General features: G+C 39.8%; 8 protein-coding genes and 1 riboswitch. Of the genes, 3 read left to right on the top strand and 5 right to left on the bottom strand.

Annotated features, from left to right (window positions below):
• Window positions 1–57 precede the first annotated feature (57 nt).
• Window positions 58–1434: a prephenate-dependent tRNA uridine(34) hydroxylase TrhP gene (gene trhP / locus AACX38_RS08220; protein WP_228863951.1), complete on the top strand. Its 1377-nt coding sequence runs from the start codon at window positions 58–60 to the stop codon at window positions 1432–1434.
• 700 nt (window positions 1435–2134) lie between these two features.
• Window positions 2135–3184, top strand: coding sequence for a class I fructose-bisphosphate aldolase (gene fbaB, locus AACX38_RS08225; RefSeq protein WP_228863952.1), 1050 nt, complete (start codon window positions 2135–2137; stop codon window positions 3182–3184).
• A gap of 77 nt (window positions 3185–3261) precedes the next feature.
• On the opposite strand, the gene thiD is transcribed toward fbaB, so the two are convergent.
• The 3 genes from thiD to AACX38_RS08240 form a co-directional block, all read right to left on the bottom strand.
• The gene (thiD, locus tag AACX38_RS08230; RefSeq protein WP_255712027.1) at window positions 3262–4059 is read right to left on the bottom strand and encodes a bifunctional hydroxymethylpyrimidine kinase/phosphomethylpyrimidine kinase; all 798 of its coding nucleotides are present in this window, start codon (window positions 4057–4059) and stop codon (window positions 3262–3264) included.
• Between the two features lie 87 nt (window positions 4060–4146).
• A riboswitch (TPP riboswitch) is annotated at window positions 4147–4239 on the bottom strand.
• A gap of 142 nt (window positions 4240–4381) precedes the next feature.
• Complete coding sequence (gene cspE / locus AACX38_RS08235; protein ID WP_038269841.1) at window positions 4382–4591, bottom strand: transcription antiterminator/RNA stability regulator CspE; 210 nt, start codon at window positions 4589–4591, stop codon at window positions 4382–4384.
• 787 nt (window positions 4592–5378) lie between these two features.
• Complete coding sequence (locus AACX38_RS08240) at window positions 5379–6740, bottom strand: amino acid permease (RefSeq protein ID WP_099123579.1); 1362 nt, start codon at window positions 6738–6740, stop codon at window positions 5379–5381.
• A 471-nt stretch (window positions 6741–7211) separates the two neighbouring features.
• On the opposite strand from AACX38_RS08240, the gene AACX38_RS08245 reads away from it, so the two are divergent.
• Window positions 7212–7592, top strand: coding sequence for a helix-turn-helix domain-containing protein (locus tag AACX38_RS08245; RefSeq protein ID WP_228863953.1), 381 nt, complete (start codon window positions 7212–7214; stop codon window positions 7590–7592).
• 75 nt (window positions 7593–7667) lie between these two features.
• Here AACX38_RS08245 and AACX38_RS08250 read toward each other — a convergent pair whose 3' ends face one another.
• Together AACX38_RS08250 and AACX38_RS08255 are read right to left on the bottom strand one after the other, a co-directional pair.
• Complete coding sequence (locus tag AACX38_RS08250; RefSeq protein WP_193757302.1) at window positions 7668–8510, bottom strand: N-acetylmuramoyl-L-alanine amidase; 843 nt, start codon at window positions 8508–8510, stop codon at window positions 7668–7670.
• Window positions 8511–8718: 208 nt separating this feature from the next.
• Window positions 8719–10173, bottom strand: coding sequence for an alanine/glycine:cation symporter family protein (locus AACX38_RS08255; RefSeq protein WP_228863954.1), 1455 nt, complete (start codon window positions 10171–10173; stop codon window positions 8719–8721).
• Between the last annotated feature and the right edge of the window lie 521 nt (window positions 10174–10694).

Below are 10694 nucleotides of genomic sequence, written 5' to 3' on the forward strand. Positions count from 1 at the left end.
CTTAGTAATGATATAGGGTAAGGTCTGATTTGAACTCAGACTGAGAACGCTAATAATATGTTTACTCCAGAATTACTTTCACCCGCCGGCTCCCTGAAAAACATGCGTTATGCCTTTGCTTATGGCGCAGATGCTATCTATGCCGGGCAGCCCCGTTACAGCCTGCGTGTTCGTAACAACGAATTTAACCATGAAACACTGGCTCAGGGGATTAAAGAAGCCCATGAATTAGGCAAACGTTTTTATGTCGTTGTCAATATTGCCCCACACAATGCAAAACTGAAAACCTTTATCCGCGACTTGAAGCCTGTGGTTGAAATGGGGCCAGATGCACTAATTATGTCCGATCCCGGTTTAATTATGATGGTGAGAGAAGCCTTTCCCGAAATGGATATCCATCTTTCCGTACAGGCAAACGCAGTTAACTGGGCAACGGTGAAATTCTGGAAACAAATGGGCTTAACGCGGGTGATTCTCTCACGTGAGCTTTCACTGGAAGAAATTGCAGAAATCCGCCAGCAGGTGCCTGAAATGGAACTGGAAGTTTTCGTACATGGCGCACTTTGTATGGCTTATTCAGGCCGCTGTTTACTATCGGGCTATATCAATAAACGCGATCCTAATCAGGGAACCTGCACGAATGCCTGTCGCTGGGAATATAATGTGCAGGAAGGCAAAGAAGACGATACAGGCAATATCGTTCATACCCATGACCCTATTCCGGTTAAAAATATTGAGCCAACACTAGGACAGGGAAATCCGACGGATAAGGTATTCATGATAGAAGAAGCCAAACGTCCGGGTGAATATATGAGCGCATTCGAAGATGAACATGGCACTTATATCATGAACTCCAAAGATTTGCGGGCAGTGGAACATGTAGATCGGCTGACTGGCATGGGCGTACATTCGCTGAAAATAGAAGGCCGCACTAAATCTTTCTACTATTGTGCCCGTACAGCTCAGGTATACCGCCGTGCCATCGATGATGCCGTTGCCGGTAAACCGTTTGACCCAACATTGATGAACACACTGGAAGGATTAGCTCATCGTGGTTACACGGAAGGCTTTTTGCGTCGTCATACTCACGATGCCTATCAAACCTATGAATATGGTTATTCAGTATCAGAGACGCAACAATTTGTCGGAGAATTTACCGGCAACCGGATCAACGGGCTGGCTGAAGTAGCAGTAAAAAATAAGTTCCTCGTTGGTGACAATCTTGAAATTATGACGCCAGCAGGCAATATCAACTTTGTACTGGCATCAATGACAAACAAAAAAAATCAGGCTATAGAAGTTGCTCCGGGTGATGGTCATATTGTTTACTTACCTGTTCCTGAAGAAATTGAACTGAATTATGCTCTGCTTATCCGTAATCTGAAATCGGGTAATACCCGAGCACCACATACAAATGCAGTTCCTAAAAAATAATTCAGTATGAATTTTACAGAAATAGTTCCATTTTTTTAGAAACAGATCACATCAATACTATTTTATTTCTCGTATCATCCATTCTGAAAAATGAAGAACTAAAAAAGTTTCACTGTAAGACTAGGAACCACCTCCTTGGCTAGCTCAATCTCCCTTGGGCTAGCCTTTTCTTTTCCTGAAAATTTTAAAATTCGAAAAATCATCTGTAATATCAGCAAGAAAAAATCATTAACTGAATTACTAGTTATTGAGTTTATCCAGTCAATAATAATTATCTCACTACCCATTACAAAATTAATTGTAAATGAAAAAATCGGTTTGAATAAATATTACTCATATTTATTCAACATCCTGAAGGAATTTTTAGAAAAACACCTTGAGATAGTTATTTCCAACAGAGTCGATTGATATTATCTCACTATACACATGCATGACAGGAGTGAAATAATTAAATTTTAATAAACATAACATTAACTATGAAAAATATACCTAATGAATCCAAGTTACATCGCAGCAGCAAGGGAATGAATCCAGACACTATGTAACTGGAAATGAGTAAAGCCAACAAAGAGGTAATTTGAAAGACGACGGGTATAATCTCAACTGAAGCGATCCACTACATCTTCCCTTCCTGCTCACCTTGTACTCCGTGCAAATATAAACAACAATCAGTAGCGCCTTTTGCAAACTGGAGTTAAACATGACTGATATCGTGAAGTTGTTAGGAAAAGACGCAGAAAGTTTATTGCAACATCAATGTTCCACTATTCCACGTGAAAATCTCTACATTCCGGGTGCAGATTTTGTTGATCGTGTAATGATCGAAAATAATCGGCCAAACGCAGTATTGCGCTCAATGCAAACTTTATTTAATCATGGGCGTCTGGCAGGAACTGGTTATCTTTCGATTCTGCCGGTTGATCAGGGCGTTGAACATTCAGCCAGTGCCTCTTTTGCAGCAAATCCGCTCTATTTTGACCCTAAAAATATTGTTGAATTAGCGATTGAAGCAGGATGTAACTGCGTTGCTTCAACTTATGGTGTTCTGGCATCTGTTTCCCGCCGCTATGCCCATAAAATTCCGTTTCTGGTGAAACTAAATCACAATGAAACTCTGACTTACCCCGCCGAATATGATCAGACTTTATATGCCAGTGTTGAACAGGCATTCAATATGGGTGCAGTTGCAGTTGGTGCGACGATTTATTATGGTTCTCATGAGTCACGCCGCCAGATAGAAGAAATTTCTGCTGCTTTCGAACGTGCCCATGAATTAGGAATGGTCACTGTACTGTGGGCATATTTACGTAATTCTGCCTTCAAAAAAGATGGCGTTGATTACCATACAAGTGCCGATTTAACCGGTCAGGCAAACCATCTGGCAGCCACTATCGGCGCGGATATCGTTAAACAAAAAATGGCGGAAACTAATGGCGGTTACACTGCAATTGGTTTCGGGCATACAGATAAACGCGTCTATACTGAATTAACAACAGAACACCCTATCGATTTAGTTCGTTATCAGTTGGCTAACTGTTACATGGGACGTGCCGGCCTAATCAACTCCGGTGGAGCTTCTGGTGCCAATGATTTGAATGATTCAGTCCGTACAGCGGTCATCAATAAACGCGCTGGAGGCATGGGGTTGATTCTTGGGCGTAAGGCATTTAAGAAGTCAATGAAAGAAGGCATTGCCCTGATCCACTCAGTACAGGATGTCTACCTCGACAAAAATGTCACTATAGCCTGATAAAATCAGACTAATTCACTGAATAATAAATAAATTAGATATGGGGATAGATATATCCCCATTTTCACGGTCAGTAACTACCACCATTGATGGAAATGATGTACCGGCCCTATCCCTTTTCCCACGTCTAATTTATCTGCCTGCACTAAGGCATTCTGTAAATAGGCTTTTGCAACTGGCACTGTGCTCTGCCAATCTTCATAACGTGGTCGTAATGCAGCAAGAGCCGCCGACAAAGTACAACCCGTGCCATGTGTATTATGGGTATTAACTCTGGAAGCAGTAAAACGCCATTCTCCTTCAGGCGTAAACAACCAGTCAGGACTTTCTCCGTCGGTTAGATGCCCTCCTTTCAACAAAACAGCCTGACAACCCATTGATAATAATTTTCGCCCTTGTTGTAACATTTCATCTTCTGTTTCCGCAGAAGAACATTTCAATAACGCTGCCGCTTCAGGTAAGTTAGGAGTAATTAAGGAAACAGCAGGTAGTAGTAACTCTGTCATGGCTGTGGCCGCTTCTTCCGACAGTAACGGATCTCCGCTCTTTGCCAGCATCACTGTATCCAGCACAGTGTAAGGAACTGGGTAACGATGCAGCATTTCCGCGACAACTTTTACATTAGCAACATTCGATAACATGCCAATTTTAATACTGTCTATCCTGACATCTGAAAGCACAGACTCAAGTTGAGCAGCAAGGAAACTGGGGGCAATATCGTAAACGGCTTGAACTCCGGTGGTATTTTGCGCAACGAGAGCGGTAATTACGGTTGTGCCATAAACGCCAAGTGCAGAAAAGGTTTTCAAATCGGCTTGAATGCCGGCACCACCGCTAGGATCAGTTCCTGCAATGGTCAATGAATGAATTGACATGATGATGATTCCTGCGACCAGCTCAGGAACAGCGGCAATCAGAATACCCATTCTCTTTCAAGTTGCCTTTTCAAGATCTATCGGATATGGGATATACCGAGACTTCCCTACGCTGGCATTATCCAGATCAGGTAATACGGGTACTTCTCAGTTCACTTAAGAACGCCCCGAGCCAAAATAAAAATCACTCTATTAGTATCCCAATAGAGTGATATTTGCAATATGTTATCGTCAAATAATGAAACAGATTAACGATATATATTCAGCTGGTCATGAAGATACCAGCAAAAATAAATTTATTACTTTTTATTACTTTTTATTACTATAAAGTTGTCACGTTTGCAGCAGCAGGCCCTTTAGGACCATCCTGAATTTCAAACTCAACTTGTTGGCCTTCAGACAATGTTTTAAATCCATCTTTCATAATTGCAGAAAAATGTACAAATACATCTTTGCTGCCATCAGCTGGAGTAATAAAACCAAAACCTTTAGACTCGTTGAACCACTTCACAGTACCAGTGATTTTTGCCATTTCAAAAATTTCCTTTGAATCACTTTATTAGCCGATTGGCATTAAAAAGAAACGAACCCGTATTCATTGCTGCTATTCATTAACAGAAACAGTACTTCGTTTACCCATGTGTTTTATCACATACTCTTTATATAATCGCAAGCCATTTTTTTCAGCGGCACGAGCTAAAGCACATATTTCAAATTATTAATATCTGCTTTTTATTTAACGTCAACCAGAAGTATTTATATCACATAACACCATGAATTAACAAGGAAATAGAATTTTAACCCTAGGAAAGTATTTTGATTTTTTTGATATATAATTCTGTTTATCACGCTTATTAAGAGATACAGCAGAGAGTTATAACTTTTAAACTTTATTGAAGAAGCAATAAAAGAATGGAGTATATTTATTAACACCTGAGAGTGTAATATGACTGCTCCAAATTCAGCTGGTTTATATTTTGTATATCCTTTATTAAAGATTGTTCAGTTAAATTCCATTTTATTCAATTTATAGACGTCCTTTATTATCTAAATATGTCAGAAGCTGACATCATGTTTATAGCCCAGGAAGAACTGAGCTTTAAGCAGCCTATTACACGGATATTAGTTCAGTGCAAACATCTTATGGAGAAAATGGATAACATTCATTTTATATGCAATTTTTGTAGTTTAAATTTTCACATAGTTTTCTCACGTAATAAAATTTTGTTATCAGGGATTAATAAAATTAGATTCATTATAAAAAATCAGCCGGGCATTATGCCCGGCTGAAAAAGTGTGCTCATTTTAAAACTATCAAGTTATGTCTTTGCTTTATTGGATCTGGAAAATAAATAACCAACCCACAATGCTCCAATCCAGAATGGCATGAGGATAACAGATATACGTATATCAGGTATCGTCAGGATGATAATAAGAATACAAGCCAGAAATATCAGACACAGGAAATTACCAAATGGATACCAGAATGCTCTGAAACTTGTTTTAACACCTTCGGCATCCTTTGCAGCCCGGAATTTCAGGTGTGATACACAAATCATAATCCAATTAATAACTAAGGTTGTTACTACCAATGCCATCAAAAGCTCAAATGCCTTACCCGGCATAGCATAGTTAATTAATACACCTATCGATGTTGCCAAAGCTGACAATGCAATTGATAAAACCGGAACACCGCGCTTATTCACTTTGGTCAGAATACGTGGTGCATTACCCTGCTTAGCCAAGCCGTACAACATTCGGCTGTTACAATAAACGCCACTGTTATAAACCGACAGCGCTGCCGTCAGCACGACAATATTCAAGGCATTAGCAACCCAAAAGCTATCCAGGTTATGGAAAATCAGAACAAATGGACTTCCGCCCTCAACAACTTTTACCCACGGGTAGAGAGACAACAGAATGAACAACGAACCGATATAAAACAGTAAAATACGGTACACAACCTGATTAGTTGCCTTCGGGATATTCTTTTCTGGATTTTCAGCTTCTGCAGCCGTAATTCCTACAGTTTCCAACCCGCCGAATGAAAACATAATTACGGCCATTGCTGTGATCAGACCCGCAGCACCATTAGGCATGAAACCGCCATACTGCCATAAATTGCTTACGCTGGCCTGTGGCCCACCTGTTCCACTAATGAGCAAATAAGAACCGAAGAGGATCATGCCGATAATAGCTCCGACTTTAATCATAGAGAACCAGAATTCTGCCTCCCCATAAAGCCGGACATTAATTAAATTGACAGAGTTAATCACTACAAAGAATATTGCTGCTGAAACCCACGTCGGGATCTCAGGCCACCAGTATTGAATATACATACCGACAGCTGTGAGCTCCGCCATTCCAACCAGTATAAACATAACCCAGTAATTCCAACCGGATAGAAAACCGGCAAAATTACCCCAATATTTATAAGCAAAGTGGCTAAAAGAACCTGCTACTGGCTCTGCAACAACCATTTCCCCCAACTGGCGCATTATCAGGAATGCAATAAAACCACTAATAGCATACCCAAGAAGCACTGAAGGACCGGCCATTTTGATCGTTTGGGCAATTCCCAAAAATAACCCTGTTCCTACTGAGCCACCGAGTGCAATAAGCTGAATATGCCTGTTCTTTAAACCACGCTTAAGCGTCGACTGTTGTATATGCCCCGTCATCTAGTCCTCTTATTTCGATAATTATATCCGTCGTCTTTCAGGCCATTTCTGTGTTGGCTTAGTTCACCCACCACTACGATTCAGCCCGAAATCCATTGGGTATAGAACCTGTTTAAACTATTTTATTTGTCGTTTTGGACCTGAACTGGCCGAAGAAACCTTAGATTCCTTCAATTTTTGCGCGATCTATCATACCCAAACTGCCCTGACACTATTGCTATCGTGTCAGACTCTAATTTTGACCCAATATTTAGTTTACTCATTCAAATCAGATGAATATTAAAACATCATTCACAAAGAATAAATACCGGAAATGCATACTAATTCACTCTTCGTCCCCTTGTGATTGTAATGCATATTCAGGACCGATAAGAGTAAAATTAACTCTCGATTGTCGATTATGTATAAAACTAAAATCTTGAAAAGAAGTTGTGTATACTTCCCATCACCTTTAACCAATTTATAATTGTAATGCCACAGGATAATCACTTAGCACTTGTATGCGCACTGAGTAAATGGATAGAAAACCACCTTGGTCGTGTCATCCATCTTGAAGAACTTGCTGCTTACTCTGGCTATTCGCTTTGGCACATGCAGAAAATATTCAAGGAAGTCACCGGGATCTCACTGGGTAAATACATACGTCAACGTCGTCTGGCTGGTGCTGTACATCTTCTGAAGAACAGTTCCCAACCCATTTTTGATATTGCGCTGGATTTTGGCTTCGGCTCTCAATCCCACTTTACTTATATGTTCCGTAAAGAATATGGCATTACACCTTACGATTTTCGTCAAAGTACAGATATAGAGCTTGGAGTTAAACTTCCATTACACCTGTCTTACAATTGCTAATCATAAGATAAGTTATGCGGCCAGACATCAATATCAGGCCGCTACCTTACTAACTTTTTTAGTACCACAACGAGATTAGTTTTCATTTAATTTATATTTTTCAACTAAGGCTAATGCTATCGCTTCCGTTTCTGCATCGGGATAACCCTGAATATCTGATGGACGAAAATGCATCTGAAATGCCCGGATCGTTTTATGTGTATGCACATCCAGATAACCTGTCTGAGGAATAGAATACCCATAAACAGCCAGTGCTTTTTGTATTCTGATAACGGAAACAGGCGTATCTGGCGCTCTGTCAGCTAAATATTTACTGACCGTATCAGCATCAGGCCAGGCTCCTATCCCTTCTTCATAAAGAGTATGCCATGGAAAAACAGGCCCCGGATCTTCTTTCCTAAGTGGGGCGATATCACTATGACCAACCACATTCACAGCTTCAATTTTATGCCTACGGATAATATCTTTTGCCAGTCGAATCAAAGCATCTATTTGTGTTGGATGATATTCACACCACTCTTTTTTAAAAAAGTATTTTTTAAATCCACAATTAACTATTTCTATGCCGATGGAATAATTATTTAAATTTTTATACCCCCTCCATTCACTTCTGCCGGCATGCCAGGCTTTTTCTCCCTCAGAAGATAATTGAAAAATAATCGGTTCATTATTTTTATATTTGGGATGAGCAGGAATCAAATACTGGACGCTGACATTACCGCCAGTCAAAGCCCGTAAAGAACGTTTCTCATTCAAGGCCGTGTAATGTACGACCAGAAACTTGACTGATTCAATATTCTGTTTTGTCGAATACGAATAAGAATGATCAATAAGATAATCATTCCTTTCTTCCAATGGGGATTGCCGACTACAACCAATCAACAGCGTAATAAGCACACCTACTAAGATTTTTCTCATCATATTTATACAATAACAGAAGAAAAATTGAATAATGTCACTATATAGTAGATGAAACTAGAGTAGATGCTGTCTTTTTATCGGCTGGAATGCTATGCGTTATACCGTTTTTACAATAACATAAAAGCCGGACTTCCATTAAATATGGAATATCCGGCTAATATGTCTATTCATTTTATTTTACTAATAATGAATATTGGTCTTAATTTCAGCTACTACGTTTTTGATTCTTCTGAGCCGGCTCATTACCCCAAATGCCTTCTTCAATCTGCTTTTGGAGTTCCGGATACATATTAATATCAAATGTTGGTAACTGCCCTGCTTTTCTCTGCTGGTTATAGTCTTTAGCCAATTTCAGCGCAATGCCTGATAACAAGAAAATAGCTATCAGGTTCACAATAGCCATACAGGCCATGGATACGTTTGCCATATTCCAGACTAAAGGCACTTCCGCCATTGTACCGAACATCACCATGGCTAATGCTGCAATACGTAAAATGAATAAACCTGCGGTATGGTTACGCTCAAGGAATATCATATTACTTTCAGCATAAGCGTAATTAGCAATAATTGATGTAAAGGCAAAGAAGAAAATTGCAATGGCAACGAAAGTTGTTCCCCAATGACCAACTGCGGAGGATAGTGCACGTTGCGTCAATTCAATTCCGCTGATGGCAGTAACATTCTCATTAAGGATGCCTGAAGAAAGAATGATGACTGCTGTAGCACTACAGATAACGATCGTATCCATAAATACCCCCAACATCTGCACATACCCCTGAGAGGCCGGATGTGGCGGATATGGAGAAGCAGAAGCCGCTGCGTTTGGCGCAGAACCCATTCCCGCTTCATTCGAGAACAAACCACGCTGAACACCCTGAAGCATTGCCTGGGAAATACCATAACCCAATGCTCCTGCCGCAGCTTCCTGAAGACCAAAAGCACTCTTAAAGATTAATGCAAATACTTCAGGAATACGTTCAATATTATGACCTACAACCCAGAATGCCAGAATTAAATATGCACCCGCCATAAATGGAACAACTAATTCAGCAACCCGCGCGATTGAGCGCAAACCGCCAAAAATAATCACACCACTAATAATGACTAACGCAATACCGACATATAACGGATTGATATCGAAGGCAAAAGAAGCTGCTTGTGCAATTGAGTTTGCCTGAACGGCATTAAATACAAGACCAAACGCGATAATAAGGAAGAATGAAAACAATACACCCATCCACCGCTTCTTCAACCCTTTCTCCATGTAGTAGGCTGGGCCACCACGATAATTTCCCTGATCGTCTTTCGTCTTGTACAACTGAGCAAGCGTGCTTTCCACAAAGGAAGTTGCCATACCAATAAATGCAACAACCCACATCCAGAAAATAGCCCCAGGGCCACCAGCAGTCAGTGCAATCGCAACTCCGGCAAGATTCCCGGTCCCTACGCGCGCCGCAAGGCTGGTACATAAAGCCTGAAAAGATGAGATGCCGGATTTATCTGATTTCTTGCTGTGTTTCAGGACTGAAAACATGTGGCCAAAATGGCGAAGTTGTATAAAACCAAATCTTATAGTGAAGTAAAGGCCAACCCCAAGAAGCAAGTATATTAATACGTAGTCCCAAAGAATGTTGTTAATGAAGTTAATCAGATCCGTCAAGATATTTTCCCCTTACTATTAGCAAACATTAGCTGACCATAATCAGTATCCGTCTAAAATTTATTGTGCTTAATATCCTTTATTATTAACAAGTAACACAATTCTGCGAATGAGACACAGAGATACTAGCCAGTAAAACGAAAAGAATGTAACACAATATCTATTTCAATGGGTAACTTTTAATGAAATTTTTACATTTACTTTAGCGTTTATGAACATTTGCACTAAGTTACATTTATGCCAACGGCCCTATTTTAGCCCTGTTAATCATACTTAATGACGAATAAATGGTCTGTTTTGTTGATATCAGCTGTATTTAAGATGCACATCTTACGAAACAATTTACACACAAAAAAGAAACAAATAACAAACAAAGATCAACTTTTTCAAAAGTAATTAAATATAAAACGCTTATAAGAACTTCTTTTAATCACTGACCGCATATCGGATAGATAGAAAATTAATTGTTTATTTTACAACCTATCAATGTCGTTAATCTCTCATCACAGCAATAATTGCAT

The sequence above is a fragment of the Xenorhabdus sp. PB30.3 genome, from assembly GCF_963895965.1.
GTDB lineage: Bacteria > Pseudomonadota > Gammaproteobacteria > Enterobacterales > Enterobacteriaceae > Xenorhabdus > Xenorhabdus stockiae.